The organism is Haloprofundus salinisoli, from assembly GCF_020097815.1.
Classification (GTDB): Archaea; Halobacteriota; Halobacteria; order Halobacteriales; family Haloferacaceae; genus Haloprofundus; species Haloprofundus salinisoli.
This window is the reverse complement of the sequence record NZ_CP083663.1, coordinates 2,104,449-2,130,453: the sequence shown is the minus strand read 5'-3', so window position 1 is coordinate 2,130,453 and position 26,005 is coordinate 2,104,449. Positions and strand designations below refer to the sequence as shown.

At 66.6% G+C, this 26,005-nt stretch carries 28 protein-coding genes and 1 tRNA gene; 13 read left to right on the top strand and 16 right to left on the bottom strand.

Features of this window, described 5'->3' with window-relative positions:
• Positions 1 to 28 precede the first annotated feature (28 nt).
• On the bottom strand, positions 29 to 634 hold the full coding sequence (locus LAQ73_RS11345; protein ID WP_224268392.1) for a translation initiation factor IF-2 subunit beta: 606 nt from the start codon (positions 632 to 634) through the stop codon (positions 29 to 31).
• A gap of 240 nt (positions 635 to 874) precedes the next feature.
• Here LAQ73_RS11345 and LAQ73_RS11340 point away from each other — a divergent pair, with 240 nt between their 5' ends.
• Positions 875 to 2,449, top strand: a complete 1,575-nt coding sequence (locus LAQ73_RS11340; protein ID WP_224268391.1) for a hypothetical protein — start codon at positions 875 to 877, stop codon at positions 2,447 to 2,449.
• Positions 2,450 to 2,478: 29 nt separating this feature from the next.
• Here the strand turns inward: LAQ73_RS11340 and LAQ73_RS11335 are convergent, their stop codons facing one another.
• Positions 2,479 to 3,543, bottom strand: coding sequence for a deoxyhypusine synthase (locus tag LAQ73_RS11335; protein ID WP_224268390.1), 1,065 nt, complete (start codon positions 3,541 to 3,543; stop codon positions 2,479 to 2,481).
• A gap of 132 nt (positions 3,544 to 3,675) precedes the next feature.
• Between LAQ73_RS11335 and LAQ73_RS11330 the strand changes: the two genes are divergently transcribed.
• Both LAQ73_RS11330 and LAQ73_RS11325 read left to right on the top strand, forming a co-directional pair.
• Complete coding sequence (locus LAQ73_RS11330) at positions 3,676 to 4,185, top strand: DUF7344 domain-containing protein (RefSeq protein WP_224268389.1); 510 nt, start codon at positions 3,676 to 3,678, stop codon at positions 4,183 to 4,185.
• 50 nt (positions 4,186 to 4,235) lie between these two features.
• Entirely contained in the window at positions 4,236 to 4,946 is a 711-nt protein-coding gene (locus LAQ73_RS11325; RefSeq protein WP_224268388.1) for a DICT sensory domain-containing protein, read from the top strand.
• A gap of 191 nt (positions 4,947 to 5,137) precedes the next feature.
• Here the strand turns inward: LAQ73_RS11325 and LAQ73_RS11320 are convergent, their stop codons facing one another.
• The 5 genes from LAQ73_RS11320 to LAQ73_RS11300 all read right to left on the bottom strand — a co-directional run bounded on the left by LAQ73_RS11320 (position 5,138) and on the right by LAQ73_RS11300 (position 9,999).
• Positions 5,138 to 5,905, bottom strand: coding sequence for a Nif3-like dinuclear metal center hexameric protein (locus LAQ73_RS11320; protein ID WP_224268387.1), 768 nt, complete (start codon positions 5,903 to 5,905; stop codon positions 5,138 to 5,140).
• A gap of 745 nt (positions 5,906 to 6,650) precedes the next feature.
• Positions 6,651 to 7,460, bottom strand: a complete 810-nt coding sequence (gene speB / locus LAQ73_RS11315) for an agmatinase (protein ID WP_224268386.1) — start codon at positions 7,458 to 7,460, stop codon at positions 6,651 to 6,653.
• Complete coding sequence (locus tag LAQ73_RS11310) at positions 7,460 to 7,834, bottom strand: translation initiation factor IF-5A (protein ID WP_224268385.1); 375 nt, start codon at positions 7,832 to 7,834, stop codon at positions 7,460 to 7,462. Before LAQ73_RS11310 ends, speB begins: the two co-directional genes overlap by 1 nt.
• Before the next feature lie 122 nt (positions 7,835 to 7,956).
• Positions 7,957 to 9,633 (bottom strand): AarF/UbiB family protein, encoded by a 1,677-nt coding sequence (locus tag LAQ73_RS11305; RefSeq protein WP_224268384.1) that lies wholly within the window; start codon positions 9,631 to 9,633, stop codon positions 7,957 to 7,959.
• Entirely contained in the window at positions 9,634 to 9,999 is a 366-nt protein-coding gene (locus tag LAQ73_RS11300; RefSeq protein ID WP_224268383.1) for an Hsp20/alpha crystallin family protein, read from the bottom strand.
• A gap of 252 nt (positions 10,000 to 10,251) precedes the next feature.
• Here LAQ73_RS11300 and LAQ73_RS11295 point away from each other — a divergent pair, with 252 nt between their 5' ends.
• From LAQ73_RS11295 to LAQ73_RS11285, 3 genes are all read left to right on the top strand, one after another.
• Positions 10,252 to 11,511 carry a molybdopterin molybdotransferase MoeA gene (locus LAQ73_RS11295; protein WP_224268382.1) on the top strand — a complete coding sequence of 420 codons (1,260 nt, stop codon included), beginning with the start codon at positions 10,252 to 10,254 and terminating at the stop codon, positions 11,509 to 11,511.
• Positions 11,508 to 13,397, top strand: a complete 1,890-nt coding sequence (locus LAQ73_RS11290) for a molybdopterin biosynthesis protein (protein WP_224268381.1) — start codon at positions 11,508 to 11,510, stop codon at positions 13,395 to 13,397. Before LAQ73_RS11295 ends, LAQ73_RS11290 begins: the two co-directional genes overlap by 4 nt.
• Positions 13,398 to 13,515: 118 nt before the next feature.
• Positions 13,516 to 14,163, top strand: a complete 648-nt coding sequence (locus tag LAQ73_RS11285) for a HalOD1 output domain-containing protein (protein WP_224268380.1) — start codon at positions 13,516 to 13,518, stop codon at positions 14,161 to 14,163.
• A gap of 13 nt (positions 14,164 to 14,176) precedes the next feature.
• Here LAQ73_RS11285 and LAQ73_RS11280 read toward each other — a convergent pair whose 3' ends face one another.
• The 6 genes from LAQ73_RS11280 to ahbB form a co-directional block, all read right to left on the bottom strand.
• Positions 14,177 to 14,812, bottom strand: coding sequence for an HAD family hydrolase (locus LAQ73_RS11280; protein WP_224268379.1), 636 nt, complete (start codon positions 14,810 to 14,812; stop codon positions 14,177 to 14,179).
• 127 nt (positions 14,813 to 14,939) lie between these two features.
• Positions 14,940 to 15,302, bottom strand: coding sequence for an LWR-salt protein (lwrS, locus tag LAQ73_RS11275; protein ID WP_224268378.1), 363 nt, complete (start codon positions 15,300 to 15,302; stop codon positions 14,940 to 14,942).
• Entirely contained in the window at positions 15,302 to 15,577 is a 276-nt protein-coding gene (locus LAQ73_RS11270; RefSeq protein ID WP_224268377.1) for a 4a-hydroxytetrahydrobiopterin dehydratase, read from the bottom strand. The genes lwrS and LAQ73_RS11270 overlap by 1 nt, the downstream gene beginning before the upstream one ends.
• 69 nt (positions 15,578 to 15,646) lie before the next feature.
• Positions 15,647 to 16,984 carry a glutamyl-tRNA reductase gene (gene hemA / locus LAQ73_RS11265; protein ID WP_224268376.1) on the bottom strand — a complete coding sequence of 446 codons (1,338 nt, stop codon included), beginning with the start codon at positions 16,982 to 16,984 and terminating at the stop codon, positions 15,647 to 15,649.
• On the bottom strand, positions 16,984 to 17,628 hold the full coding sequence (locus LAQ73_RS11260) for a precorrin-2 dehydrogenase/sirohydrochlorin ferrochelatase family protein (RefSeq protein WP_224270751.1): 645 nt from the start codon (positions 17,626 to 17,628) through the stop codon (positions 16,984 to 16,986). The genes hemA and LAQ73_RS11260 overlap by 1 nt, the downstream gene beginning before the upstream one ends.
• 69 nt (positions 17,629 to 17,697) lie before the next feature.
• Entirely contained in the window at positions 17,698 to 18,768 is a 1,071-nt protein-coding gene (ahbB, locus tag LAQ73_RS11255) for a siroheme decarboxylase subunit beta (RefSeq protein ID WP_224268375.1), read from the bottom strand.
• A 181-nt stretch (positions 18,769 to 18,949) separates the two neighbouring features.
• Between ahbB and LAQ73_RS11250 the strand changes: the two genes are divergently transcribed.
• Positions 18,950 to 19,669, top strand: coding sequence for a rhodanese-like domain-containing protein (locus tag LAQ73_RS11250; RefSeq protein WP_224268374.1), 720 nt, complete (start codon positions 18,950 to 18,952; stop codon positions 19,667 to 19,669).
• 129 nt (positions 19,670 to 19,798) lie between these two features.
• Here the strand turns inward: LAQ73_RS11250 and LAQ73_RS11245 are convergent, their stop codons facing one another.
• Positions 19,799 to 20,197: a DUF5778 family protein gene (locus LAQ73_RS11245; protein WP_224268373.1), complete on the bottom strand. Its 399-nt coding sequence runs from the start codon at positions 20,195 to 20,197 to the stop codon at positions 19,799 to 19,801.
• Between the two features lie 200 nt (positions 20,198 to 20,397).
• Between LAQ73_RS11245 and uppS the strand changes: the two genes are divergently transcribed.
• Positions 20,398 to 21,327, top strand: coding sequence for a polyprenyl diphosphate synthase (uppS, locus tag LAQ73_RS11240; protein ID WP_224268372.1), 930 nt, complete (start codon positions 20,398 to 20,400; stop codon positions 21,325 to 21,327).
• 47 nt (positions 21,328 to 21,374) lie between these two features.
• Here the strand turns inward: uppS and LAQ73_RS11235 are convergent, their stop codons facing one another.
• Positions 21,375 to 21,824 carry a type IV pilin domain-containing protein gene (locus LAQ73_RS11235; RefSeq protein ID WP_224268371.1) on the bottom strand — a complete coding sequence of 150 codons (450 nt, stop codon included), beginning with the start codon at positions 21,822 to 21,824 and terminating at the stop codon, positions 21,375 to 21,377.
• A gap of 225 nt (positions 21,825 to 22,049) precedes the next feature.
• Entirely contained in the window at positions 22,050 to 22,658 is a 609-nt protein-coding gene (locus LAQ73_RS11230; RefSeq protein WP_224268370.1) for an undecaprenyl diphosphate synthase family protein, read from the bottom strand.
• A 164-nt stretch (positions 22,659 to 22,822) separates the two neighbouring features.
• Between LAQ73_RS11230 and LAQ73_RS11225 the strand changes: the two genes are divergently transcribed.
• The 5 genes from LAQ73_RS11225 (at position 22,823) to LAQ73_RS17755 (ending at position 25,753) form a co-directional block, all read left to right on the top strand.
• Positions 22,823 to 24,133 (top strand): DUF92 domain-containing protein, encoded by a 1,311-nt coding sequence (locus tag LAQ73_RS11225; protein WP_224268369.1) that lies wholly within the window; start codon positions 22,823 to 22,825, stop codon positions 24,131 to 24,133.
• Positions 24,133 to 24,540 carry a GNAT family N-acetyltransferase gene (locus LAQ73_RS11220; RefSeq protein WP_224268368.1) on the top strand — a complete coding sequence of 136 codons (408 nt, stop codon included), beginning with the start codon at positions 24,133 to 24,135 and terminating at the stop codon, positions 24,538 to 24,540. The genes LAQ73_RS11225 and LAQ73_RS11220 overlap by 1 nt, the downstream gene beginning before the upstream one ends.
• 87 nt (positions 24,541 to 24,627) lie before the next feature.
• Complete coding sequence (locus LAQ73_RS11215) at positions 24,628 to 25,137, top strand: FxsA family protein (protein ID WP_224268367.1); 510 nt, start codon at positions 24,628 to 24,630, stop codon at positions 25,135 to 25,137.
• 127 nt (positions 25,138 to 25,264) lie between these two features.
• A tRNA-Ile gene (locus LAQ73_RS11210) sits at positions 25,265 to 25,338 on the top strand.
• Between the two features lie 172 nt (positions 25,339 to 25,510).
• Positions 25,511 to 25,753: a DUF7563 family protein gene (locus tag LAQ73_RS17755; protein WP_345778385.1), complete on the top strand. Its 243-nt coding sequence runs from the start codon at positions 25,511 to 25,513 to the stop codon at positions 25,751 to 25,753.
• Positions 25,754 to 26,005: the final 252 nt, after the last annotated feature.

Sequence of the window (26,005 nt, the reverse complement as noted above, 5' to 3'; positions counted from 1 at the left end):
GGTGGAAAACGTCGAACCGGAACGCGACTCAGACGGGACGGGCGAACGCGAGCGAGCCGCTGATGTTGTAGACGGAGGCTTCCACGGTCTGGCCCTCCTGTGCGCCGGAGACGAAGACGGTGTATTTGCCGCGTTCGGCGACGCCGTCGCCCTTGCGGCCGGTGCCGGTGATCTCGAACTCGTACGTCTTCCCCTTTTCGAGCGTCGGCGCGTTGCGCGAGCGCGAGGAGGTACGCTTCTGGACGGGGCGGAACGCACCGCAGGCTTCACATCGCAGCATCTCGACGCCGTCCTCGGTGCGGAGGACGGTGTCCGGCAGGCCGCACTCCGAGCAGATGACGAACTCGTCGGCGTACTCGCGGATGGCCGTGTCGAAGTCGGCGACGCTGAACGACCCGTTGTAGCGGGCGCGCTGGCCGTCGAACTGCCCGTTCGTCGCGAACTGGCGTTGAATCGCGCTGTGGAGATGTTCGGGGTCCCGCGAGAGCGCGTCGGCGATGTCGCCGAGGTTCGTCAGGCGCGTGAACGCGCCGTCGGTCTCGCCGACGGGGTCGGGGAATCGAAGTCGCTTGTCTTCGGTCGTCCGTGAGTCGGTGGCGTCCATCGCCCGGTCCAGAGATGACTCGTAGTTCATACACGTTCGAGTGCCCAGGCACGTATAGGCATTCCGAGTACGGTGGCGACGATGCACACCCACCGAGCGACCGAACCGCCGGCGTGACGAAAGCGACCGTCCCGACCGACCTGACCGACTCGGCGGAAAGCGTCGAATCGTGTTTTCTGCGCAGAAATTCACCGTTTTGGAAGTTTATTTCGAAGTTGACAATCGAAATACGGACAAGCTCATAGTGATTCAGAAACGCTACTGTTCCCTGTGAGAGAAAACGACGACCAGGTCGACGAACACGGTGAGGGGGCGACGGAAGACGGGCAGTCCTCCGGGGGTCGCTCTCGCCGGGGCGTGTTGGCGTTGCTCGCGGCCGGAACTGTCGGGACCGGACTCGGTGTAGCCATCCTCAACGAACGGTCCGACGGCGAGATGGAGATCCCGATGTCACCGCCGGGAACGGGAACCGACGAGCGCTCCGAAGGAACCTCCGCGTCCGAAACGGACGAATCGCCGGAGACGACCGGAACGGACGAACCGTCGGCGACCACGGCCACGACGTCCGGCCTCACCGAGACCGAGACGACCGACACGCCGGCGCAGACCGGCGACGCGACGGAATCGGGAACGTCGACGGAGACCGACACGTCGTCGGGAACCGGAACGGCCACCGGCACCGAAACCGAGACGGAGACTGGCACGGAGAGCGTAACGTCGCCGGAGACGACGACAACGACCGACGCACCGCCTGAGACCAGCACACCGAGAGGGACCGACACGCCGACGGTGACCGACACCGAGACCCCGACAGGGCCGGAGTCACAGTGGCGCAGCGAGACCTCCCTCCCGCTGGCGCACAGCGATGCCGGCGGTGGCGTCGTCGACGGTAAACTACTGTACTTCGGCGGCTTCGACTCCGGCGTCGACACGAGCGCGGTCGCCCAGACCTTCACGTACGAACCCGCCGAGGAGGGCGAGGGAACGTGGACCCGCGCCGAAGACATGCCGAAGGCGGTGTGGGGACCGTGCGGCGTCGCCGTCGACGACCGGGTGTACAGTTTCGGCGGGGTGCTCACTTCCGAGGGCGGCGACAACGTGCCCACCGACGACATCTTCGTCTACGAAGCCGACGAGGGCTGGCGCAACCTCACCGCCGAGACGGGCGTCAGCTGCCCGTACACGAACTGGGGGATGGGCGGTGTCTACGACCCCGAGAGCAGACTCGTCTACTGCGTCGCCGGCGGCACTGGCGACACGGATTCGGAGACGGCGACAAACCACGGCACCGGTGGCACGACCCACTGGGCGTTCGACGAGCGCCGACTGTGGTCGTTCGACCCCGACGCCGAGGAGGTCGTCGACGCGAACCTCGCGCTGATACCCGAGGCCAAGCGCTGGCCCGCCGTCGCACGCGTCGTCGTCGACGGCCGGACGAAGATTCACGCGATAGGCGGCGTCCGCAGCACGGCGGGGTCGACGGACACGAACTTCCGCTACGACCCCGTCGACGACGAGTGGGAAGCGGCGACGCCGACGCCCATCCCGGGTCACTATGCGACCACCGACGACCCCGTCATCGACAATCAGGTTTATCTCTCGCACGGCCTGTTCCGCGAGGAGGGAGAGTCGCTCTCGGTCGACTCGTTCCGGTCGTTCTGTCACCGCTACGATCCCGAGGCCGACGAGTTCGATACGTCGTTACCCGACGAAGACACGCCGCGAGTCGGCTGCGTCGACGGCGTCATCGACGGTCGGCTGTACGTTGCGGGAGGTCACGTCAAACGCTACGACCAGCAGGGCTACCACGACTGCCTGACCGTCACCTCGTCGTTCCTGCCGTAAAGCGGCGCGACCGGCGGGTGTCACCGAACTCAGTTCCCGATTCGCTCTCTCGCCGCCGCGACGAGCAGCGGCAGGTACACTGTCGCGTCGCCCTGCACGGTGACGTTCTGCGCTTCCTTCGTCAACTTCCCCCACGAGCGCGCCTCGTCGAGCGTCGCGCCCGAGAGTCCGCCCGTCGAAGCGGGGTCCATCGTAATCTGGACCGCGTAGTCGTACGCGCCGGGGGTGACGAGCATCGTCTGGAGCGTGAAGTTCTTCGGGACGCCGCCGCCGACGAGCAGACAGCCCGCTCTGTCGGCGTGGTAGGCGAGGTCCGTCAGCGGCGTCATGTCCTTCAGCGCGTCGAGCGTGAACGCCGACGTTTGCGAGTACATCCACGCCTGCAGGCCGAACACCGAGTCCTGGACGGCCGGGCAGTAGATCGGCACGTCCGACTCGTAGGCGGCGGCGGCGACGCCCGCGTCCTCCTCGATACCCTCGCGCTCGTTCACCTCGCTGTTCGCGCGGCCGAGTTCCCGGCAGAGGCGTTCGATACCGACCGAGCCTTCCTCCTCCAGCGGCGGGAACACCTCCGCGCGGAGGTGCGACTCGAACAGCGCGAAGTGTTCTTGGGGGAGGTAGACGTTGTAGATACGGTCGACCTCCTCGTCGCGCAGCGTCTCGTCGTGCTCGCGGGGCGTCTTCCCCTCGGCGTGTTCGGTTCCGTGGTGGTGTTTGCCGCCGATGGCCTCGATGGAGTCGTGAGTGAGGTTCGCGCCCGTCGTCACCAGCGCGTCGACGTGGCCGTCGCGGATGAGGTCGGAGACGACCTTCCGCATCCCGGTCGGCACCATCGCCCCCGCGAGCGAGAGAAAGACGGTGCAGTCGTCGTCGGCCAACATCTCGGCGTACACGTCGACGGCCTCGTGGACCGCCGCCGCGCCGATACCCGCCTTCCCGTACTCGTCGACGAGTTCCGAGACGGTCATCCCGGCGCGGACGTCGGTGTGACCCACGGGGTCGTGGTCGAACTCCTCGCGGTGCGGTGGGTGGTACTCGGCGTGGCCGTCGCCATCTCCGTCGTCGCTTCCGTGGTCGCGTCCGTCGTCGCTCATATCTCTCGATGCGTCGGGAAGTCGTTTCAATAACGCGGTCCGTCGACGGGCGACGACGCGGTTAGTCACCGCCGTTGAATGTCTGTTATTCGACACTAAAGAGACTTAACTGTACTCCGGCTACCATCGCTTGTGGGTAGAGTCGAAAATAGTCACGGAGAGTCGGACGTTACGCTCATCTCGGAAGCAACGACTGTCGACGACGAGATGTTCGCCGTCCTCTCGGACGAGCACCGACGGTTCGCGCTCTACGCGCTCCTGCAGTTCCAGCGGTTGACGATCGAGGAGTTGACGGATATCGTCACCGGGTGGACGAACGCCGACGGTTGGCGGGGCGTCACGTCCGACGAGCGGGACACCGTCCTCTCGATGCTCTATCACAACCACGTCCCGATGCTCGAAGACGCGGGCTACGTCGAGTACGATACCGACACTAAGGAACTGTCGCTCGCCGCGCTCCCGGCGTCGTTGTACGACCTCGTGACGTACGCTCGGCGACACGAACGCAAAAACGACGGGGAGCGGGAGCGACGCGATTCGACGGAGAACAACGGCGACGGTTCCGAGGCGGACGATGTCAGCGATGTCGTAGGCGACGAACGTGACGACGGTAACGGCGACAACGGCAACGGCGAAACGTAACCACGGTGGACCGACTGTGGCCGACGCTCCGCCCCGAAACGGAGATTTCGATGACACTCAGACAGTTCATCTCTGCGGTGGCGGTGAAGCGAAAGCAGATTATCGCGTACGCGGCCGACGACGAGCCGGTGCCGGTCGAACAGTTCGAAACGCGCAACGTGACCGTCAAACGGCGTAAACTCCCCCGCGATGGACCGCCGGGGTTCGTCGTCATCCGCGACGACGACGGGTTCGCAGGCTCGCTGAGTCTCGACGAACTCCGTCACCTGGTGACGCCGCCGATTCGCCGTCCTTGGTCCGACGGGGGCGAGACGAGCTACCGGGCCCTGTTCGAGATTCTCGACAATACGGTTTTCACGTCGTTCGAGAAGAAACAGATGGTTGCGATGTCGCGGGAGATCGAGGAACGAGCGTGGCGCGTCGGTCACGGAACGCTCAGATGCGGATTTCAGTCGTTGGAGGCGCTCCGGAAACAGCGGTCGGTTTACTCGCGGTTGGTCGAAGAGACCGATCTCGACGTTCACGTCTACCTCGCCGACGAGCAAGGGGAGTGGCCGGTCGACGGCGTCACCGCCCACGTCGAGTCGAGTGACGAAATCGGACGGACGTGGCTCGTCGTCTACGACGGCAGTACGTACACGATGGCCGCCTGCGCGCTCATCGCCGAGGAAGTCGAAGCGGGACGGTTTCGGGGCTTCTGGACCTACGACGAGGAACTCGTCGACGAACTACTGACGTATCTCACGACGACGTACGAGTGAACGTCGTGCGAGCGGGCACCGAACGGGGAGACGAACGTTTATCACCCGGAACGCGGCCACTTCGCCGCGTGACCTGAGCCATCGACGCGGTCAGGGCAGCGCGGGTGTACGACGACCCGGCCGCGCCTCGCAGCGCGTCGTCTGTTCGCCATTCACGCCGAATCTACGGTTCCGCTCCTCCAGTTCTACCCTCACAGCCCCGTCGGGTGGTCGACGAACGTCGTCTCGACGCCCCAGTCGGCGAGTCGCGACGAGAGAGCCCGCACGCCGAACGTCTCCGTCGCGTAGTGACCGGCCAAGAAGACGTGGATTCCGGCCTCCCGCGCCTCGTGGTACGCCTTCTGCTTTCCTTCGCCGGTCACCAGCGCGTCGACACCGGCGTCGACGGCTTCGTCCAGCCAGTCGACGCCGCTGCCGGTGACGACGGCGACGTCTTCGATTTCGTCGGGGCCGAACTCGAGCACCTGGACGCCGCGGCCGCCCGTGTCCAGTTCGGCGTCGAGCGTCGTCGCCAGTTCCGTCGCGTCGAAAGGCTCGCTCGCGCGCCCGCGCTGGCCGATGTACTCGGGCCCGAGGCTTCCGAACGGTTCGCGCTCGGAGAGGTCGAGGAGGTCGCCGATTCCGGCGGCGTTGCCGAGTTCCTGGTGACCGTCGAGCGGGAGGTGCGAGACGTACAGCGCCAGGTCGTTCTCGACGAGCGGCGCGATTCGTCGGTACTGCTTGCCGGTCACGCGCTCGATGCCGCCCCACGAGAGTCCGTGGTGGGTGACGAGGAGGTCGGCATCTGCCGCCGCCGCGGCGTCGACGGTGGCGACGGCGGCGTCTACGGCGACGGCGACCCGAGTTATCTCGGCGTCGTCGGGGCCGACCTGTAGGCCGTTCGCGCTCGCGTCGATATCCGCGTAGGCGTCGGTTCGAAGGGTCTCGTCGAGTCGGTCGGTCAGCTTCGAGAGGCGCATATCCGAACCGAGAACGGCCGGTCGCTTGTAACCCTCGCTACGGGAGCGCCGCCTGCAGTCGCGCTCTGACGTCGCTTTGCGCTAGCATCCCGAGGCCGTAGATACTCGCTCCGACGGCGACGAGCGCAGCGCGCGTAGCGGCGAAAAGACCCGACCAACGCGACTGTGTTCGTCCGAGTAGGGCCGCGCTACTCGAACCGTTCCCCGTCCGGTTCTGAGCAAGAGTCTCGGGCGATGCGCGGTCACCGAGGGCCGTGGGGTTCGTTGTACTCGTCGCGTTTGTCATGTCCGTCACGTTCCTCATATCCGTCCCGTTCGGCGCGTTCGGCGCACGCACTGCTGCCGTCGGTGAACCGCTCCGACGGCGCCCACCAGTCGCGCTCGTCGTTCGACGGGTCGCGTTTGTGACCGCTCGCCGAACCGTCGCCTGCGGCGGTTCGTATACTCTATCGGCGACCGAGTGTCGGCGCTCGTAACTCGACGGCGACAGACACAGTTCGACTTGCGAATGCAGCCACCGCGATTATACGTCTGTCTCACGAACAGTGTGACGCGAGCGAAAACGAGGTGACTTACTATGGGTAAGTTCCGCAGTGCGCTTCGCGTCTGGCGTCGATTACCGCGTCGAACCAAACGCAGTATCACGCGCAAGATGCGACGCGTGCTTCGCCGCTGAGCAGGCGGCGTCGCTCGCGTTTCTACGAAGTCGACGAAAAACGACTCCGACGGAGGGAGTGAGCGACGGCTACTCGTCCGTCGCCGCGCGCTCGTAGACGAACTCCTTGAGAAGTTTCCCGGCGAGCGACGCGGCTTGGCCATCGTCTCGGTCGTTCACCTCGACGACGTCGAAGCCGTCGGCGGTCGGAGCGACGGCCCGAACGACGTCGCGCATCTCCCGCGGCGTCAGTCCGAACGGCTCCATCGTCCCCGTCCCGGGCGCGAAGCCGGGGTCCGCCCCGTCGATGTCGACGCTCAGGTAGACCGAATCGTCGGCGTCGAACGCGGGTTCCCAGTCGGCGACGTCTTTGGGCGCGACGACGGTCACGTCGTCGCTTTCTGCGCGTTCCCACTCGTCGGGTGATCCGGTGCGTGCGCCGAGGATAATCGCCTCGTCTGCGGTGTCGAGGACGCGTCTGGTGACGCAGGCGTGGCTCCACTCGTCGCCGGCGTACTCGCGTCTGAGGTCGAGGTGGGCGTCGAGGCAGACGAAGACGTCCGGGTCGACGGCGCGGACGCCGGCGGCGGTGACGGTGTGTTCGCCGCCGAGGGTGATGGGAACGGCGTCGTCGCGGACGGCGTCGCCGAGTTCGCCGCTCAGGAACTCGACGTACTCGGCGGCGTCGCTCCAGGCGTGGAGGTCGCCCGCGTCGTGCACTGAGAGATCGGAAAAGAACTGGTCGGTTCGACGGTCGTAGTCGTCGAACGTTTCGGCGAACCGTCTGATGCGGTCGGGGCCGAAACGGGCCCCCGGTTGAAAACTCGTGGAGATGTCCAGGGGCGCACCGAGGATGACGAAGTTCGCGTCACAGCGTTCGGCAGTCGCCCCGGGGAACATTACACGACCTTTCGGTTGCCCTCGTACTCGAGGTACTCGATTTCGCTCTCGGGGGAGAAGTCCTCGCCGTCGGGGATACGCATCGTGAACGTCTCGTAGGTGTCGAGGTCCATCACCTGCGCGTCGTCGCCGGTGACCGAGACGACCTGGCCCTGCTTTCGATCGATGATCGGGACCCACACTTTGGCGTCGACAGGCTGGCTGAGGCTGCGCTTCTTCCCGTCGAAGACGCCGCGTCCCTCGACGCGGGCCTTCGCGCTGCCGTGTTTGCCGGGTTTGGCGGTGCTGTAATGATTGATCTTACACGGGGCGTCGTCCATCATGACGTAGCTGCCTTCCTGCAGTTCGCGAACCTGCTTCTGCTGTTTCGCCATACCAGCGACTTACCGAGGCGGCGGTATAAACGGTTTGGAAACGAGTCGTGAGGGCGCGTCTCCCCGCCGATATAAGTGGTTCGGCGAAACGGTACTCGCGGCGTAGTAGTGACCCGACGACGTCAGTCACCGCGGCGTTCGCGCATGCTCTGTCGGGTGAACTGCGGACGGGCGCGGATACCCTTTCGCCGCTTTCGAAGCGACCGATAAAGCAGCAACCCCATCGGAATCGTGACACCGATGGCGGCGGCGGCGAAGCGCCAGTCGTTGCCGAACGAGTAGAGGATAGACGCCGACAGCAATCCGACGGAGAACAGCATGCTGTAGGCGATACGCCGCGATAGCTGGTCGAACACGTCGTTTTTGTCCTCGATGCGAATGTTGACCGTGACGTTCTCGCGTTCGAGTTTGTCGAGCGTCCGGTCGAGCTTCGGCGGGACGGTGACGAGCGCCTCCGACGTCCGCTGGAGTTGCCGTCCGGCGTCCTGGACGAACTGTTTGGCCGTCTCTTCTCGATATCCGGTCTCCGAGAGGTAGTTCGTAGCGACCTCGATGAAGTCGAAGTCGGGGTCGAGCGTCACGCAGACGCCCTCGACGACGGTGGCGACCCGGAGGACGAGTGCCATGTTCTGGGGAAGACGAAGCGGGAACTCGTAGATGGTGTCCTCGACCTGCTGGATGACCTGCTGGACGCGGTACTGTTCGATGTCTTCGCCGCGGACGTCGGCGATGGCTAACTCCATCACGCTCGCCATCACCTCGCGGTCGGCCTCCGGCGAGAGCGTCCCCATCTCGACGAGCGAGTCGAGGATGCCGTCGATGTTCTGGTTGGCGACGGCGATGTAGAACTCGACGATCTTGTCCTGGACGAACGGGTCGACGGTGCCGCTCATCCCGAAGTCGTAGAAGATAATCGAGCCGTTCTCGTCGACCGCGAGATTCCCCGGGTGGGGGTCGGCGTGGAAGACGCCGTCCTCGATTATCATCTGGAGGTACACCTCCTGGAGCGTCACCGCCAGGTCGTGGCGGTCGATACCCATCTCGTCGAGCGTCTCTACGTTGCTGATTTTCACGCCCGGTTCGTACTCCATCGTGAGTACGCGCCGCCCCGACACGTCGTCTATCGGCCGCGGGATGACGATGTCGCGGTTGTCCTCGAAGTTCGAGCGAATCCGGACGAGCATGTCGCGTTCCCGGCCGTAGTCCATCTCCTCGCGGATGGTCTTGGCGAACTCGTCGGCGAGGCTGTCGAGCGAGAACGCCTGGCCCTCGCCGACGAACCGCGAGGCGAACGGAATCGACCACTTGATGACCCGAAGGTCGGCGTTGACCAGGTCCTCGATGCCGGGGCGGCGAATCTTGACGGCGACGCGTTCGCCCTCGTACTCGGCGAGGTACACCTGTCCGAGACTCGCGCCGCTGATGGAGTCGCGGTCGAAGGCGTCGAACGCCTCGTCGACGGGACCGAGTTCGTCCTCGATGACGACTCGGGACTTCTCCCAGGGGGCGGGCGGCACGTCGTCTTGCAGACTCGACAGCACGTCGATGTAGGCGGGCGGGAGGATGTCGGGTCGCGTCGACAGCAGTTGCCCGAGTTTGATGAACGTCGGCCCGAGCGTCAACAGCGTGTCGAGCAGTAGCTCCGCCCGCTCGATCTGCTTCTCGGTGGTGACCCGTCGTGACCGACCGAACAGGAGAAACCGATTTCGGTCTCTCGTGTAGGCGACGATGAGCGGGAGGAATCGGCGAAAGACGACGAGGAATCGCCAGTACGCCCGCAGATTGACCAGTGTGACCACCTACTCCGCGGAGTCGTCCGTTATCGGGATCGACCGCTCGGGGGTGGCTGTCCGCTTGGGGAGGTGAAGTTCGAGGACGCCGCGGTCCATCGACGCCTCGGCACCGTCGCCGGAGGCGTCCGGCGGCAGGGGGAGTTCCGCGTCGAGGAACAGCGAGCGGTCTTCGCGGAGGTAGCGGAACTCCTGTGGAAGACTCTTCTCGCGTCGGGCTTCGATGACGAGGCGACCCTCCTCGAAACGCACGTCAGCCGTCTCGGCGGTCACGCCGGGTAAGTCTACGACGAGCAGGTACGCGTCGTCGCTCTCCAACAGGTCGGCGAACACCGCTTTCGGCAGTTCCCGCAACGCGTCGCGCAGCGCTGACATGGACGTAGCTACGGGTTGGGGGTCGAAAAACCCGGCGGTCGAAACCCCGGGGCACGACAGACGACGGGTGCGACAGTCGACGGGCGCGACAGACGACAGGGCGGCGCGGAGACCACAGGACGGCGCGGAGACGGCGAGACAGCGTGCAGACGACAGAACGGCGTCGCGGGCGCTCGGTCGGGTCACCGGGAGGTGTTGACCGCTGACCGCCCGTAGGTGGAGGCTTTTGTCCCCCCGGTTACAACGAGACGTATGAGCCACGACGACCTGCGACGCGCCGGATTCAAAGACCGGACCCGCGTCGCCGACGCCCGCGAGCGACTGCTCGCGGCGGTCACGCCCCACGACCGAACGGGACGCCTCCCGCTGGTCGACGCCGACGGCCGAGCGCTCGCCGAGACGGTCGCCGCCGCCCGCGACGTTCCCGGCTACGACCGGGCGGCGATGGACGGCTACGCGGTCCGCGCCGAGGACACCTTCGGCGCGTCCGGACGCTCTCCCGCCGTCCTCCGACTCGCCGCGGCGGACGACGACGGGGACGGCGAAAGCGACGAGGCGGCCGTGAACCCCGGCGAGGCCGCTCGCGTCCACACCGGGAGCGAACTGCCCGACGGTGCCGACGCCGTCGTGATGGTCGAACACACCGAGCAGTTCGGCGACGAAGTCGAGGTGTTCGACGCCCTCGCCGAGGGCGAGAACGTCGGCGACGCCGACGAAGACGTGCGAGACGGCCAGTCGCTGTACGACCCCGGTCACCGCCTCCGGCCGTCGGACCTCGGGCTGTTGAAATCGGTCGGCGTCCGCGAAGTCGAGGCGTACGAACGACCCCGAGTGGCCGTGATTCCGACCGGCGAGGAGCTCGTCCAGCGCGACCCCGAACCCGGTGAAGTCGTCGAAACGAACGGCCTCACAGTCTCGAAACTCGTCGAACGATGGGGCGGCGACGCCAGCTATCGGGACGTCGTGACCGACGACGAAGACGCGCTCCGCGAGGCCGTCGAGTCGAACCTCGACCACGACGTGGTGGTGACCACGGGCGGCTCGTCGGTCGGCGAACGGGACCTGACGTACGAGGTCGTCGACGACCTCGGCGAGGTGTTCGTCCACGGCGTCGCGCTGAAACCCGGCCACCCCGTCGCGCTCGGCGACGTCGACGGCACGGCGGTCGTGATGCTCCCCGGCTACCCCGTCGCCTGCGTCATCAACGCCGTGCAGTTCCTCCGCCCGGCGCTCAAGCGCGCGGGCCACCTCCCGTCTGAACCCTTCCCGACCCGGGAGGCGACGCTGACCAGAAAGATTCCGAGCGAACCCGGCGTTCGGACGTTCGCCCGCGTTCGCACGGAACCGGGTGAGGACGGAGAGGGACTCGAAGCGACGCCGACGCGCGCCAGCGGTTCCGGCATCCTGTCGAGCGTCGCGCTCGCCGACGGCTGGGTCGTCGTCCCCGAGGAGCGCGAAGGAATAGAAGAGGGCGCGACCGTCGCCGTCGAGAACTGGGAGTGGTCCGCATGAGAGAGAGAAAGGAGTTCCGCGACCTCGCCGACCCCGAGGAAGCACACGCCGCCATCGCGTCGCTGGACCTCGAACCCGAAGCCGAATCGGTGCCGCTGGCGGAGGCGCGCGGACGGGTGCTCGCCGAGCGCGTCGACGCCGAACTCGACGTCCCGGGGTTCGACCGGGCATCGATGGACGGCTACGCGGTCCGGGCGAAGGACACCTTCGGCGCGGACGAGGCCGACCCCGAGACGCTCGACCTAATCGGCGAAGTCCACGCCGGCGCGGAGCCCGACGTGACCGTCGAACCCGGCACGTGCGCCGAGATCTCGACGGGCGCGGTGATGCCGCCGGGTGCGGACGCCGTCGTCATCGTCGAGCGAACGGACGAGCGCGGAGAGAACGAAATCGAAGTTCGGACGGCCGTCGCCCCCGGCGACAGCGTGATGTTCGCCGGGGCGGACATCGCCGCCGGCGCGCGGGCGCTGGGTCCGGGGACCCTCCTGACGCCGCGTGAGATCGGCTTGCTGTCGGCGCTCGGCCGAGACGAGGTGCCGGTACGGGGTCGTCCCCGAGTGGGCATCGTCTCGACCGGAGACGAACTCGTCCGCCCGGGTGAGACGTTGCACAGCGCCCGCGGCCAGATTTACGACGTGAACAGCTACACCATCGCTACGGGCGTCGAGGAGGCCGGCGGCGAAGCCGTGCTCTACCCGCACGCCGGCGACGACTACGACGAGATGGAGCGGTTGCTCTTGCGGGCCTCCGAGGAGTGTGACCTCGTGCTCTCGTCTGGTTCGACCTCCGCGTCTGCGGTCGACGTCATCTACCGCGTCATCGAGGACAGAGGCGAGTTGTTGCTCCACGGCGTCGCGGTCAAACCCGGGAAACCGATGCTCGTCGGGCGACTCGACAACAGCGCCTACGTCGGTCTCCCCGGGTACCCCGTCTCGGCGCTCACCATCTTCCGGACGTTCGTCGCGCCCGCGGTTCGCCGCGCGGCGGGCGTCCCGGAACCGCAGACGGCGACGGTGAGCGGGAGGATGGCCGTCCGCGAGCGTTACGGCGAGGGGCGGATGCGACTGATGCCGGTCGGGTTGCTGGAAGACGAGTCCGGTGAGACGCTCGTCTACCCCGTCGACAAGGGAAGCGGCGCGACGACGAGTCTCGTCGAGGCCGACGGCATCGTCGAGGTTCACCCCGACACCGAGTATCTCGCCGAGGGCGAGGCGGTGGACGTGATACTGTTCTCGCCGGACGTCCGCCCGCCGTCGCTACTCGGCGTCGGCGAGGACGACCCGCTTTTGAACCGCCTGCTCGACCGCCTCGGGACGCCGCGGTATCTCCCGGTCGGCAGCAGAGAGGGAGTTCGACGCCTCCGCGACGGCGTCCCCGACGTCGCCGTCGTCGCCGGTCGGGTCGAGCGAGACGTCGACTCCGTGGACCTCGGCGGGTGGCGGCGCGAGTGGGGCCTCGTCGTCCCCGACGGCAACCCGTCGGGCGTCGAGGGCGTTTCGAGCCTCGTCGACGACGACCTCCGCTTCGTCAACCGTGACACGAACTCAGGGCTGCGGACGAGCTTGAGCGGCCTCGTCGACGACCTCGCCGACGACCGCGGCGTCTCGCGTCACGACCTCGTCTCCGCGATCGACGGCTTCGACCGGTCGGTGAAGGCCTCGGAGAGTCCGGCCCGACGCGTGCTCGCCGGCGACGCGGACGTAGGCGTCGGCCTCCGGGCGACCGCCGACCGCCTCGGCCTCGGATTCGTCTCACTGGGGTGGCAGGACGTCCGCGTCCGCGCCAACCCCGACCGAACGGAGAAGCCGAGCGTCGACGCCTTCCGGACGGTGCTCGACGAAGTGAGCGACCGTCTCGGGGGCCTCTCCGGCTACGACGCCTCGTAGCCGCGAGGCCGTCGTTCGGTAGATTTTCCCACCGAATCTCTCCATTTCATGATAGGTCGATAGTTCAAACTGTGAGAATAGTAGGAACGTATTTTGCCTCACTCCCGAAAAGGCGGCTATGTCAAGCGGGGCGAGGGTGCTTCACGTCGACGACGACCCGGATATCATAGATCTCACGAACCAGTTGCTCGACCCGGCAGGAGACCGGTTCGAGCTGACGAACACCGAGAACGGCGAGGAAGGGTTGGAGCTGCTCGAAAATGGAGGGTTCGACTGCGTCATCAGCGACTCGGTGACGCTGCCGGACGGGCGACTGTTCGCTTCCGTCGTCCGCGAGAAAGACGCGTCGTTGCCGTTGGTGCTGTTCTCGGGGAAGTCGAACGCTGAGATTCTCGACGAAGCGCGACGGACCGACGCGAACGGCTACGTCCGGAAGTCCGGCACGGAGAGCTTCGAGCGTCTCGAACGCGTCGTCGACGAATCGATACTGCTGGCCGACGACGGCTGGGAGCCGCTCGCGCACCACGACTGGGCGGGACCGCAGGAGTTGGTGACGACCATCGCCTCCGCGCTGGAGACGTACAGCGGCGTGGTCGCAACGGAGGGCGTGCCGCTGTTCGATGCCGTCGACCCCGACGCGCTCGGTGGCCTCCTCGGTCCCGCCGCCGACGGCACCCACCGCGAATCGGTGTCGGTCAGATTCGTGTACCGAGACCTCGTTTTAGCGCTGTTCGGCGACGGACGCGTGCTCGTCCGTCCCCAGTAATCTGGACGCAGCGCTACCGACCTGATAGCTCCTCGAACGAGCGAATGCGATAATCGGCGAGCACGCACTGTCCGCGACGTTCGGGGTCGTGTCGTTCGACGTGGATACCGTCGAGGCCGGCGTTCCAGGCCGCGCCCACGTCGTTGGCACCGTCGCCGGCGAGGACGCCGCGGTCGGAGTCGCCGACGCCGAGTTCAGCCATCGCGTGCGTCACCGGACCGGGGTCGGGTTTCCACCCCGTGTCGTCGGTACAGCAGACGACGGCGTCGAACCAGTCGCGGATGTCGAGGTGGTCCAACACCGGGTCGGCGAGAAACTGCTGGCAGTGCGTCACCAGTCCGACCGGCGCGTCGAGGTCGGCGACGAACGCCGCGTCGGGGTGGAGGTACGTCGCCTCCGCGCGGTCGAGAGGGTCTTCGACGGCGTGGAAGGCGGGCCAGAACTCCGCCGGGTCGATGCCCCACTCGCGGAGTTGGACGTTGCGCGCGCCGCCGAGACCGTGCCACAGGATCTCCGCCTCCCGGTCGGAGAACCTCCGCCCGAGACGCTCGCCGACCAAGTCGAACGTCCGTCGCGTGTACGACCAGTCGGCGTCGATGAGCGTCCCGTCGAGGTCGAACAACCAGAAGTCGTAGCCATCGGAGACCATATCGGACGGATATCTACTCGATTCGCGGATAAAACGGTTCCGGCGAGCGTCAGCAGTTCCGAACGTTCGGCCCTCAACGGGCCTCAAACGACGGCCGGCGGCGACACGTCCCGTCGTTCGCGGCGGCTCACCGAACGCGAATCGAACTGCCGAAGTACTTGTTCAGAACTTCGCTCACGTTGTCGGCGTTGAACCGGCCGAGGTCGGCGGCGATTTCGCTCTTCAGCGCGTCGAGGTACGCCTCGTCGGTGTCGAGTTCGCTGAAACTGACGTCGACGACGGGCACCGAGAGCCACGACTCGGCCAGCGACTGGGCGTGACTGTCGTCGTTGACGTCGCCGCGCCACAGGTTGTGCAGGAAGAACAGCCAGCCGTCGTCGCCGGGCGCGGCGGCGGGGTTGCGAACGACCGTCTCGAACTCGTCGGGGGTCGCTGTGACCGGCGCCGGATCGAGGCGGAACCGAACCCGGAACACGTACGCCGCGTCCATCAGTACTCGTCGTTGAACAGCGAAGCGAGGCGCGTATCCTGGTCGGTGATACCGCCCGCCTCGTGGCTGGTCAGACGGACCTCCACCTCGTCGTAGCGGATGACCATCTCGGGGTGGTGGAACTCCTCGTCGGCGACCTCAGCGACCTGCGTGGCGAACTGCACGCCCGAGAGATAATCCTCGAACTCGTAGGCGCGCACGATCTCGTCGTCGTCGCGCTCCCAGCCGTCGGGCAGTTGGCGTTCTATCTCGTCATCGTCCAGTCGTTCGGCCATGCGCTGAAAATCGTACGGTGGCTGGTTAACGTTTACTCGCGTTTGCAGCCATTGGACTCCGGATGGGGGTCAGTCGTCGGAGCACTGCTCGAAGACGTGCGGCGCGTCCTCCTCGTCGGACACCTCGCCCGTCTCGAACGCCGACGCGTCGGGGGTCGCGCCGTCGCCGAACGACGGATTGAACAGGTGCATCGCCGTCTGGATGGTCGTCCAGTCGTCGTCGGCCGCGGCGTCGCGCAGCGACTTCGTCGGCGCGGCGAGCAGTTGTCCGACGAGGGCGTCCGCGAGCGCTTCGACCGTCTCTCGCTGTTCGTCGGTCAGCCCCCCCTGCGCGTCGAGTTTCGACAGCGCCGTCTGCACCTCGCGGCGCTTGACGGCCTCGGCGCTCTCGTACATGGCGCTGATGGCGTCGTCGGCGCGCTTGCGCTTGTAGGCGTCGAGCAGGCGCGCGAGTTCGTCGTCTATCATCGCCTCGACCACGTCGGTCTCGGAGCGACGGCGTTCGCGCGTCTCGGCGGTGACGGTTTCGAGCGCGTCGATGTCGCGGACGACCACCTCGGGGAGGCCGTCGGCCGCCGGGTCGACGTCGCGGGGTTGAGCGATGTCGATGAGCACCGTCTCGCCCGCGTCGGCGAGCGTCTCGACGTCGAGGACGTAGTCGGTGCTGCTGGTCGCGGTGATAACCACGTCGGCTTCGCTCGCGGCGGCGGCGGTGGCGTCGAGGGCGACGGCAGACGCGTCGGCGTCGACCTCGGCGGCGATGTGCTCGGCGTGCGGGACCGTCCGGTTGGCGACGAGCATCCGCCCGACGTTCGCCGAATCGAGCGCGCGCGCCGCGAGCGTCCCCATCTCGCCCGCGCCGACGACGAGCGCCGTCGAACCCTCGACGGCCGTCTCGGTCTCGACGAGGCGGACGGCGGCGCTGCCGAGCGACACCGCACCCTCGTTTATCTTCGTCTCCGCGCGTGCGCGTTCGCCGACGTGAATCGCTTTCCGGAGCGCGTCTTCGAGCATCGTTCCGATGGCGTCGACGGCGCGGGCCTCGGCCTCGGCGCGGCGGAGTTGGCCGAGAATCTGGTCCTCGCCGAGGACGAGCGACTCCAGTCCGGCGGCGACGCGCATCAGGTGGCGCAGGCTCTCCTCGTGGTCGAGCGTGACGACCGCGCCGTCGCGGACGTCGGGGGCGAAGTCGGCCAGCGCCGCCGCGCCGAGCGCGGGTCGCTCGGTGACGACGTACGCCTCCGCGCGGTTGCACGTCTGGATGACGAACGCCTCCTCGACGCCGTCGCGTGCGAGAAAGGTCGAGATGGTCGTCCGGACGTCGTCGTGACTGGCCGCCTCGATCTCGTCGACGGTCGCGTTGACGTGCGAGACGCTCACGCCTGAGATGACGCCGGTTTCCTCCATCACGGGGACTCGCCTCTGTTACGTATCACGCGCTGGGCCTCTTCTCGGGCGTTAGATTCGCCCGTACGTAAAGCCTTCCAAACAGGAGACGAGTCGACAACCGCCCGAACCGCCTCGCGTCGGTCGTTTGGGGGAACGCCCTCGGCTTTCATCTCGGCGCGAATCTCGCCGGTCAGTTCGGCCATCGCGCCCGCCCCCTCCAGTTCCGTCTTGATTCGCTCGCGGAGGTGTTTCGAGAGCGCCGGACTCCGCCCGCCCGTCGAGACGGCGACGGTGACGGGGTCGTCGTCGACGGTCGCGGGCACGACGACGCTGCCGGCGTCGCGGCCGCCCGCGAGGTCGGTTCGATTGACGAGAGTGCCGGCCTCGCGCGCCGCCGTTTCGACCGCTTCGTTCACCGCTCCGTCGTTCGTCGCCGCGACGACGAGCGCCGGGTGGAACCGGTTGACCCACTCGGCTATCTCGTCGGGGGCGGGAGCGGCGCGAATCAGTTCCGCGCCGCCGAACTCGCGGTCTCCGAACTCCGGGCCGACGACGACGACGCGGGCCTCGTCGGCGAAGCGCCGCGCCTTCCGCGCGCCTACCGACCCGCCGCCGAAGACCAGAACCGTTTCGTCGGTGAAGTCGTGAAACAGCGGAATCATCTCGCGTAACCGTGCTCCCGTCGATCCGCTCGGCACACCACGTACCGAGTGAATCCGTTCGTCAGTTGCTCACTCACTGGTGTTCGCCTCCGCACGTTCGGCCAGTCTGATGCCGGTCTTCTTCAGGATACGCGTCGAGAACAGCGAGTCCCAGTCGTCGTCGCCGACCGCCCAGTACTCGCTCATCGTCTCGCGGACCTCCTGAATACGGCGCTGGCTCTCCTCCTCGTTTCGGCCGTGGGTCATCGCGAAGAAGTTGTACGGCCAGACGCCCTCGTGTCTCGGACGGCGGTAGCAGTGGGTGACGAAGTCGAGGGAGGCGACGGCGGGGCCGACCGTCTCGACCACCTCATCGGGGACGTTCCAGACGGTCATCCCGTTCTCGGTGTACCCGAGCGCGTAGTGGTTCGGGATGACGCCGACCCGACGGACCTTCCCTTCGAGGTCGAACCGTTTTATGGTCTCGACGACCCACTCGGTCTCCGCACCGATCGCGTCGGCCACGTCCGCGTAGGGCGTCTCCGTAATCGGCAGACCGCCCTGAATTTCGACGACCAGGTCGCGTTCGTCGGGCGTGAGCGTCGTTCTGTCGGCGGGTTCGACGTCGGGGCCGAGGTTCGAGAGGTCCACGTCGCCGTCGGCGATCGGCCCGTCGAGCATGAACTTGGCCTCGACGCGGAACTCGTTCATCTTGGGGAGGTTGTACGTTTCTTGCCCGGTTTCGGCCTCGATTTCGGCGAGCACTTCGTCAACTCGTTCCTCGTCGGCGACGCTGACGACGAACCACATGTTGAGGTGCGGGTGCTCGCGCTCGTAGTTGTGCGCGACTTCGCGGTGGGCGTTCACCCGGTCGGCGACTTCCTCGAAGCGTTCCGGCGGCGCGTGCATGGCGACGAGCGTCGCTGCGCCGCCGATCTTCTCGGCGTTAACGAGCGCGCCGAAGCGCGTGAGGACGCCCTCCTCGTCGAGCGTCTGCACGCGCGCGAGAAGTTCGTCCGCCGTCACGTCGACGCCGCGTTCGCGCAACGCGGCCGCCGCCGGGTCGAACGGACGCTCCACGACCGGAAATCCGCCCTGAAACGCGTTGATGATGGCGCGGTCGAGCGTCGAAAGCGTCGCGTCCGCATCCGCCTGTCTCATGGGCGACACTCCGAACGGAGGGTGAATAAGCGTCTCGAAGCCGCGCCGGTCGCGGCGGACTCGACGCCACCGGCTTCGACGCCGCCAGCTTCGACGCCGCCGGCTTCGACGTTCGAACCACGAGCCGGCGCCAGCTGCGTCGATACGGTTTTATTCGTCCGATAGTTACGTCCAACTGAAAATGCAGCGTCGCACGTTCCTCGCCGCCACCGGTGCCGCGGGCATCACGGCACTCGCTGGCTGTTCGAACTCGTCCTCGGAGCCGACGAACAACAGCACCAACGGCTACGAGACCATCTCTGTCGACGGGTCGAACGCCCAAGTTCCGCTCGCCCCGATAGACGACGTCTATCAGTGGTTCCAAGACGACTCGGCGAAGTTCGCCGACGCCCGCGGGCAGCGGCAGTACGACGCCTCCCACATCGAGGGGGCGGTGCTCTCGCCCGCCCCGGACGGTCGGGCGAACGACCCTACCGGTGCTTGGGACAAATCCCAGCGCATCGTCACCTACTGTGGCTGTCCGCACCACCTCTCGTCGATGCGCGCCGCGTCGCTCATCGATTCGGGCTACACCGAGGTGTTCGCGCTCGACGAGGGCTTCTTCGAGTGGCGCGACCGCGGCTATCCGTTGCAGGGCGCGGAGGTCGACGTGGAACCGCCGTCGTACACGATTCGCGGGCGGACCGACGCCTCGCTCGCCGGCAAGAACGCGTGGGCGCGACACGAGGAGTCCGGACAGCGCGAGGCCGGCCCCATCGCCGAGGACGGCAGTTTCGAGCTCGTGTTGCACTTCCTCGACGTGACCGAATCCTCGCCCATCGTCGTCGAGACGCCCGAGTACCGCATCGAGCGACCGCTCGGCGAACTCGCGGGCACCGTCGTCACGAACGTCGAAGGATAACTCGGCCGCAGCGGGCAGTCCGCCGGCGGCGGTCGCCGCGAACCGTCGCCGCGGCCCGTTATCGAGTCAGTCGCCGAATCAGTCGCCACGAACCGACGCCGAATCAGTCACCGCGGCTCGTCGCCGGAGTCAGTCGCCGCGGACGCCGGTCACGCGGTAGCCCATCTCCTCGATGTCCTCGATGATGGCCTCGTGGTCGGCGTCGGCCTCGTAGTAGAACACGAGGTTGAACGCGCCGTTTCGCAGGAGCTGTTGACACTCCCAGACGAACTCCTCGTCCTCCAGCGTCAGCCCTTGGAACTGATTGGAGGCGAAGTCGCTGTTGTCGTTTCCGGCGTAGATGTACGTCTCGCCCTTGCCGGCGTGCTCGGCGATCACGTCGTTCAGGTCGACGGTGAGTTCGTGCATCTCCAGGTCCTCGCGGCCCGAGAGGTCGGTGTGGACGATGACACCGTTGAGTTGAATCTCGCCGGGTTCCAGCAGCGCTTTCGTCCGCTTGTAGAGGTCGTCGTCGAGCGTTTTGCTCATGGAAACACCGTCGGGGGGACCGGATAAACCCCTCACGGTTCGCGCAGGCGGACCAATGACGTGTTCGCGGGCGCGGCGGCGCGCGTGGGCAATCGCCGACTGTGAGTAACCGTCGACTGGGGTGTGTGTCGGTGTGACGAGGTCGAATGCGTCGAAACCAGTACACAAGACACATGTGGTGCGAGCGTGACGGTGCGTACATGTTTCGGCGGGTCCGCCAGGAGTTCGCATCGGGATACGAGCGGTTGCTACGCGGTGAAGTCGGCGAGGGACCCACACACGTCGCCATCATCCAGGATGGAAACCGCCGGTACGCGAGGCGGAACGGCGAGGACGCGCCGGACGGCCACCACGCGGGTGCGGAGACGACGGAACGCGTCCTCGACTGGTGTCAGGAGCTCGGCATCGCCGAACTGACGCTGTACACCTTCTCGACGGAGAACTTCGAGCGCCCGCCCGAGGAACGCGAACCGCTGTTCGACCTCATCGAGTCGAAACTGTACGAGTTCGCCGACGCCGACCGCGTCCACGACAACGAGGTGTGCATCCGTGCCATCGGTGCGATAAACCGTCTCCCCGAGCGGGTCAGAGACGCCGTCGAGTACGCCGAACGCCGGACCCGCGGCTACGACAAGTTCACGCTGAACATCGCGCTGGCGTACGGCGGCCGCGCCGAACTGCTGGAGGCGGCCCGCGACGTCGCCCGCGCCGTCGACGACGGCGACCTCTCGCCCGACGAGATCGACGTGGAAGCGGTCGAGAGTCGCCTCTACCGCCGGCCGGTCCGCGACGTCGACCTCATCATCCGCACCGGCGGCGACGAGCGAACCTCGAACTTCCTACCGTGGCACGCCAACGGCAACGAAGCTGCGGTGTTCTTCTGTGCGCCCTACTGGCCGGAGTTCTCGAAAGTCGATTTCCTCCGCGGCATCCGGACGTACGAGTCCCGGGAGGCGTCGTGGCAGCGCCACCGCACCAACCGGGCCGTCGCGTTGGTCCGCTCGCTCGCCGAGGCGGAACTGGCGGAGGCCAAGACCGTCGCCAAACGACTCCGCGACCAACTGACGAGCGCCGGTGCCGCCGAGATAGACGAGGCGCTGGCGAACCACGAGACCGAACTGGCCGACTGAGCCGGTCGGGGAGATTCCGGCGTCGCCACCGACGCCGGGCCGACGATTCAGACGGTGAGCGTCCGCCGTAGCACGACCGTTCGACCGTCGTCGCGGACCGCAGTGACGGTGACGTGTATCTCGTCGCCGTCGTCGATGTCCAAGGCGTCCGAGTAGGAGTTCTCCGTGCCCGTCTTCGTGATGCCGTCGCCGTCGAGACGGAGTGCGTCGCCGGGTTCCGACAGCGCCGTCGAGTAATGGTCGCCGTCGACGACGACGGCCACGTCGAGATAGTCGGCCGCGTCGTGCGAAAGCCACGTGACGGTGAGACGGTCCTCGTCGGTGGAGACGTCGGCGTCGGCGGTCGCGTAGACGGGTGCCGAGAGGGTCGAGTCCCCGAACTCCAGGAGCGGCCCGGCGGCAGTCGCCGCCAGAAGCACGGTGATTCCGGCCATCAGAACGACCCCGATGGCGGGCGAGACGGCGTCGTCTGCGTCGACGAACGTCGAGATGTCCATACCGCTCCTCAGCGACGTGTGTACATCGTAATAGGCGGACTACGGCTGCAGTGCCGCGAGTAATTGTCACCTACTTGATTGGTGTAGAGAGTGGAGAGCTACCGCGGTGACCTTCGGGCTAGTGTCGAAACTTCCGCCGCTACGCGGCGACCTGCTATCGCCCGAACATCCGTCGGGGAGCGAACGGAGTGAGCAGACCGACGGCGTTTGAGCGCTTCACTACGTTCAGCGCCCAAACCGCCGCTTTCGGTCCTGATAATCCAGCACCGCGCGGAGGTAGTCGCGCTTGCGGAAGTCCCGCCAGTTCACGTCGGTGAAGTACAGTTCCGAGTACACCGATTGCCAGATCATGAAGTCAGAGAGCCGTTCGGCACCCGTCTTGAGCACCAGGTCGGGTTCGTCGGGGAAGACGAGACGGCCCTCGATGTCGTCACCGTCGATGTCCTCGGGGTCGAGTTCCCCCGCCTCGACCTCGCGGGCGAGCGAGCGGACCGCCTCGGCGAACTCGTGTTTACCGCCGAGGCCGATGCTCACCTGGATGGGTGCGTCGGCGCGTTCGGTGTCCTCGGGACCGCGGACGACCAGCGGGCGCGGAGCGTCCACGTCGCGCAACTCGCGTTCGAGCGTCGGCACGACCGCCGGGTCGAGGACGCTCACCGAGATGGTGACGCGCTCGGCCCCGTACTCGAACGCCCACTCGAGGAACTGTTCGAGCGTCTCGTACGCGCCCTTCTCCAACAAGTCGCGTTCGGTGATGACGACGGCGACGCGTCGGGGAGACTCCGCCGTCGAGCGACGGTGGCGAAGCGCGAGATACGTATCGTACAGGGCCACGAAGGAGAGTCGTCGTCGGGCCTCAAAAGCGCATCTCTCTGCCGTCCGCCCGCTCGAACGAGGCGACCGGGCGACGGCGACTCCGACACGTCTCCGCCGGCGCGAGGCGGAGCGAAGTCTGCGATGTCGGGAGGGTTAAGTGGTCATCGTGGATACCGAGTGATGTGACTTCGACTCTCCGACGCGCGGCCGGGTTTGCCGCCGTCGGATCCCTCGCGTTCGCCACGCCGGTTCTCGGAATCGCAGCGGCGGTTCCGTTCGCCGCCGTCGCCGCCATCGCCGCGTTCGTCGGCGACGACGGCCGCCTCTTCGAGTTGTTCGCCCGCCCGGGCGACCGCCAGGACGGCCGTCTGACCGGGCTCCTGGGCTTTGCGCTCGCCGCGGCGGCGCTGGCGGTGCTGGCGACGGTGCCCGAGACGCGGATGCCCGTCAGCGCGTTCGTCGCCGCCGTCGTCATCGTCGCCTACGGCAACCTGGGCGAGCAACTCGTCTCCCGCTGGAACGACGGGGCGTTTCACGCCGTCGCCGGATTCACCCTCGCCGGATATCTGGCGGCCGTTGGCGGACAGGCACTCGTCCTCTCGGTGACGGACGAGACGCTCTCGCTCCCGAAACTCGCGTTTCTGGCGGCCGTCGGCGCGTTCGTCGCCGCACTCCTCCGAGAGGTGCTTTTCAAACACGACGACCCGTTGGTGCTCGTCTCGACCGGCCTGCTGCTGTGGCTGTTCCACGAACTCCCAATCGACGTGTCGCCGCTCGAGGTCGGCGCGGCGCTCGCGCTGACTATCGTCCTCGGCTACGTCTCGTACGCGCTCGGCACGGCGTCGGTAGCGGGGATGCTCACCGGCATCCTCCTGGGCGTGCTCACCATCGTTCTCGGCGGGTTCGGCTGGTTCGCCGTCCTCATCACGTTCTTCGGCGTCGGCGCGCTCTCGACGAAGTTCAGGTACGAATCGAAGCGTCGTCGCGGCGTCGCCGAGGATAACGACGGGGCGCGCGGCAGCGGTAACGTGCTCGGCAACGCTGCCGTTGCGATGGTGGCGGTTCTCGGCTTCGCCGCGACGGAGCAGCCGGGCGTCGAGCTGTTGTTTCTGTTCGCGTTCGCCGGGTCGCTGGCGGCGGCGATGAGCGACACGCTGTCGAGCGAAGTCGGGGGCCTGTTCGATCCGCCGCGACTCATCACGACGTTTCGTCGGGTCGAACCCGGAACCGACGGCGCGGTGACCTGGCAGGGCGAACTCGCCGGACTGCTCGGGGCCGTGCTCGTCGCCGCCGTCGCAGCGCTCACCTTACCGCTGAGCTCGCCGCTCGTAGGCGCGCTCATCATCGCGCTCGGCGGCCTCGGCGGCATGACCGTCGACAGCCTCCTCGGTGCGACGGTGGAAGGCAAACACGTCGGCAATCAGGCGGTGAACTTTCTGGCGACGCTGTCGGGTGCGATCGTGAGCATCGCGCTCGCAGTCGTACTCCTGTGATGTCGGTTCGACCGGCCCGCCCCACCGAGCGCCGTGCACTCGCGTCGGTACAGGCGTCGCTCTCGGAGCCGAATCCGGAACTGCTTCGCTGGGCCATCGACGCCGGCAACGTGTTGGTCTCGACTGCCGACGACCGGCCGGTCGGCTATCTGCTCGCGGTGTACGGTGATTCGGTGCACGTGGCCGAGATTGCGGTCCGTCCCGACCACCGCCGGGAAGGGCGCGCGAGCGCGCTGCTGTCGCGGCTGGTCTCGTCGCTCGAAACGGGTAGCCGAATCACCGTCGCCGTCGAACCGGGAAACGAGGCGGCGAGGGAGCTGTATCGCTCGACGGGATTCGAGCGGCTGAGACGAGACGAGTCGTACTTCGAGAGCGGAGCGGCGCTGATACTCGCTCGACGGGCGTGAGTACCCGCCTGTCGGGGAAGCGCGAGCGAAACTGTGAGAGAGCGTCACGTCACAAAGGCTATCAGGCCGGGACGGATAGCGGGAGGTATGCGGACTCGCTGGATAATCGTGCTGCTGTTGCTCATCCCCCTGAGCGACGCGCTGTTGCTCGTCCCCGTCGCAGGCGAGTTGGGCTATCTCCCCACCGTCGCGCTCGTCGTCCTCACCGGTCTCGTGGGAATGATGCTCGTCCGCGCGGAGGGCCGGACGACGCTCAGACGGATCCAACAGCGACTGGCGATCGGCGAACTTCCGGCGAACCAACTGCTCGACGGCGGCCTGCTCATCGCCGCGGGCGCGTTCCTGCTCACGCCGGGGCTCGTCACCGACGTACTCGGGTTCATGCTGGCGATTCCGGTGACGCGCTACCCGATTCGGACGGTCATCAAGCGCTACGTCGTGAAGCCGTATCTCGACAAGCAGGCCGACGGCTTCGTCTCTGGCGGCGTCTGGACCGGCGGCTTCCCCTACCCCGACGAGGGTGACGACGTGTACGACGTCGACGGGAGCTCCTACCGCTTCGACGACGACGACGCGGGGACCGACCGGTCGAACTGATTCTTCGGCGAGTGGCGGCAAAGTTCTCCGGCGATAATCGACAGACGGCAGTGCCACACACTACCGCTGTTGTGGTAAACAGAAACCCTTAAACAAAACACCGCGCAACTACTGGATGCGCTCATCTGGGCCAATAGCTCAGTTAGGTTGAGCGCTCGGCTGATAACCGGGAGGTCCGCGGTTCAAATCCGCGTTGGCCCACCTTCCAAACGGTCGGTCTCTGACCGACCGTAACGCGGGCTCAGAACTCCCCAGCCACCTAATTTCGGCGTTTCCCACTTGCCGAGAGCGACCGGTTTCTGATGAGTCCATAAGTGGAGCATGCGCGCATCCGCTACATCTGGCGATTGTTGTAGCCGGAGGTGCATGCTAAATGGCAGTTCGGTTTGGACTGCCGGAAGACGAGAATAGCTGTATCCACTGCGGATCCCACGTCACAGACGGATTCCGCCGTGTCTTCGGTGACCGGAATCACCGCGTTCACCGCTGCAACAGCTGTGATTCCTACGCACGTCTCTCCCGCGGCAGCGGAGCCGGACGTGAGGTTCGAATTCCTGACCCCGAGACTGCTGAAGGTCGCCACGGGAACACACCGAAAACGGAGCGGTCCCAATGAGTCCGTCTCGCGAGACGTATGAGGCCACAGAGGTGGTGGCGTGACTCAACGCGATCTCTCCAGCTGGGGAGTTGATGTTGAGGAAGTAGTGCGTGACCGTCGCCCCCGCGACGATCACGCCGAAAGCCATGTCAGGAATTCCGAGCCGGAGCACATCGAGTATGATGTTTGCTCCGATTGTGAGCGACGAACCCCGACAGTTCGGGAACGTCCGCTTATCGCGAGTGATGTGTCGTTGTGCGGGGGATGCGC

Bases quoted from the DNA above. Each gene is read 5' to 3' on its own strand.
- LAQ73_RS11335 (WP_224268390.1), bottom strand. From the start codon at position 3,543: ATGAGCGACGACGGACGCGACCACGGAAGCGACGACGGAGATGGCGAC.
- LAQ73_RS11215 (WP_224268367.1), top strand. From the start codon at position 24,628: ATGCGGACTCGCTGGATAATCGTGCTGCTGTTGCTCATCCCCCTGAGC.
- LAQ73_RS11220 (WP_224268368.1), top strand. From the start codon at position 24,133: ATGTCGGTTCGACCGGCCCGCCCCACCGAGCGCCGTGCACTCGCGTCG.
- LAQ73_RS11270 (WP_224268377.1), bottom strand. From the start codon at position 15,577: ATGGCCGAACGACTGGACGATGACGAGATAGAACGCCAACTGCCCGAC.
- LAQ73_RS11300 (WP_224268383.1), bottom strand. From the start codon at position 9,999: ATGTCAGCGCTGCGCGACGCGTTGCGGGAACTGCCGAAAGCGGTGTTC.
- LAQ73_RS11235 (WP_224268371.1), bottom strand. From the start codon at position 21,824: ATGGACATCTCGACGTTCGTCGACGCAGACGACGCCGTCTCGCCCGCC.
- LAQ73_RS11245 (WP_224268373.1), bottom strand. From the start codon at position 20,197: ATGAGCAAAACGCTCGACGACGACCTCTACAAGCGGACGAAAGCGCTG.
- LAQ73_RS11325 (WP_224268388.1), top strand. From the start codon at position 4,236: ATGACACTCAGACAGTTCATCTCTGCGGTGGCGGTGAAGCGAAAGCAG.
- LAQ73_RS17755 (WP_345778385.1), top strand. From the start codon at position 25,511: ATGGCAGTTCGGTTTGGACTGCCGGAAGACGAGAATAGCTGTATCCAC.
- LAQ73_RS11320 (WP_224268387.1), bottom strand. From the start codon at position 5,905: ATGCGCCTCTCGAAGCTGACCGACCGACTCGACGAGACCCTTCGAACC.
- LAQ73_RS11260 (WP_224270751.1), bottom strand. From the start codon at position 17,628: ATGATTCCGCTGTTTCACGACTTCACCGACGAAACGGTTCTGGTCTTC.
- ahbB (WP_224268375.1), bottom strand. From the start codon at position 18,768: ATGAGACAGGCGGATGCGGACGCGACGCTTTCGACGCTCGACCGCGCC.
- LAQ73_RS11295 (WP_224268382.1), top strand. From the start codon at position 10,252: ATGAGCCACGACGACCTGCGACGCGCCGGATTCAAAGACCGGACCCGC.
- lwrS (WP_224268378.1), bottom strand. From the start codon at position 15,302: ATGGACGCGGCGTACGTGTTCCGGGTTCGGTTCCGCCTCGATCCGGCG.
- LAQ73_RS11285 (WP_224268380.1), top strand. From the start codon at position 13,516: ATGTCAAGCGGGGCGAGGGTGCTTCACGTCGACGACGACCCGGATATC.
- hemA (WP_224268376.1), bottom strand. From the start codon at position 16,984: ATGGAGGAAACCGGCGTCATCTCAGGCGTGAGCGTCTCGCACGTCAAC.
- speB (WP_224268386.1), bottom strand. From the start codon at position 7,460: ATGTTCCCCGGGGCGACTGCCGAACGCTGTGACGCGAACTTCGTCATC.
- LAQ73_RS11310 (WP_224268385.1), bottom strand. From the start codon at position 7,834: ATGGCGAAACAGCAGAAGCAGGTTCGCGAACTGCAGGAAGGCAGCTAC.
- LAQ73_RS11290 (WP_224268381.1), top strand. From the start codon at position 11,508: ATGAGAGAGAGAAAGGAGTTCCGCGACCTCGCCGACCCCGAGGAAGCA.
- LAQ73_RS11250 (WP_224268374.1), top strand. From the start codon at position 18,950: ATGCAGCGTCGCACGTTCCTCGCCGCCACCGGTGCCGCGGGCATCACG.
- LAQ73_RS11280 (WP_224268379.1), bottom strand. From the start codon at position 14,812: ATGGTCTCCGATGGCTACGACTTCTGGTTGTTCGACCTCGACGGGACG.
- uppS (WP_224268372.1), top strand. From the start codon at position 20,398: ATGTTTCGGCGGGTCCGCCAGGAGTTCGCATCGGGATACGAGCGGTTG.
- LAQ73_RS11345 (WP_224268392.1), bottom strand. From the start codon at position 634: ATGAACTACGAGTCATCTCTGGACCGGGCGATGGACGCCACCGACTCA.